Source organism: Roseateles sp. FW305-36 (genome assembly GCF_058787015.1).
This window is the reverse complement of the sequence record NZ_JBYSZK010000049.1, coordinates 1-1,094: the sequence shown is the minus strand read 5'-3', so window position 1 is coordinate 1,094 and position 1,094 is coordinate 1. Positions and strand designations below refer to the sequence as shown.

1 protein-coding gene is annotated in these 1,094 nt (G+C 64.2%); it reads right to left on the bottom strand.

Translation table 11 applies throughout. The annotated features are described in order from the left end of the window. A partial coding sequence (locus AC3WOE_RS30480; protein WP_492696299.1) for a condensation domain-containing protein occupies nucleotides 1-1,073 on the bottom strand: 1,073 nt, incomplete at its 3' end. Between the last annotated feature and the right edge of the window lie 21 nt (nucleotides 1,074-1,094).

The following is a 1,094-nucleotide window of genomic DNA, read 5'->3' as shown; positions in this document are numbered from 1 at the left end:
CCGCCAGGAGCATCTTGCGAGACAGGATTGAAACCTACAAGCAGCTGCTCTCGCTCTTGCGCCGGCAGAATGTCCAGTTGCGCAAAGCGCAGTTGCGCCAACTGCTGACCTGCGTGCGCCTTCACAAACTCCTCCAGCACGCGCTGCAGATAGTTCACGTGACGCTGGATGCTGGCCTCGCTGAAGAGCGAGCTTGCATAGATGAGTGCCCCCTGGATGCCTTGTCCAGCCGGGCCTTCTCCGAGCGTCAAGTCGATGTCGTACTTGGCGACCGGCTCGAACTCACCCGCCATATCCAATCGCAGCCCTGGCAGTTCGAGCTCCCCTTCCTCGTTGTTCTGCCAAGCAAACATCGCTTGGAAGATGGGGCTGTGAGCCAGGCTGCGCGTGGGTTTGACGATCTCGACGATCTGCTCAAACGGCAGCTGCTGGCGGTCCTGTGCCTCGATCGCCACCTGACGCGCCTGGCGCAGCAGCGCTTCGATGCTGGGGTTGTCCGCAAAGCGCAGGCGCAGCGGCAGCGTGTTCACAAAGAACCCGATGAGCTCATGCAGCTGCGCCTGGTCACGGTTGGCGCTAAGAGTGCCGATCACGAGGTCCCGCTGACCGCTGAGCTTGGAGAGCACCACGCCCCACGCGGCCAGCAGCGTCTGGTGCAGAGTGCAGCCCTGCGCCTGGCTCAAGGCCTTGAGCGACTGGCTGAGTTCGGGGCTCAGGTTCACGGGCACCATGCCGGCGCGCAGGTCCACCTGTGCCGGGCGCGCAAAGTCCGTCGGCAGCTCCAGCAACTCCGGGATGCCAATCAATTGCTCCTGCCAATAGCGGCTGTGCGCTTGCAAGGCCTTGGCATCGAACCAGCGGCGCTGCCAGGCGGCGTAGTCACCGTACTGGATGGCCAGGGCCGGCAACGGGTCTTGGAAGGGTTGCGCAACGTCTGGGTTCTGGGCGGTCAAGCAGGCCGAATACAGCGCACTGAGTTCGCGGGTGAAGATCCCCATCGACCAGCCGTCCCCAACGATGTGGTGCTGCACCACGTGCAGCTCGTGCCACTGCGGCCCGCGGCGCAGCAGCAAGCCACGCAGCAGCGGCCCACG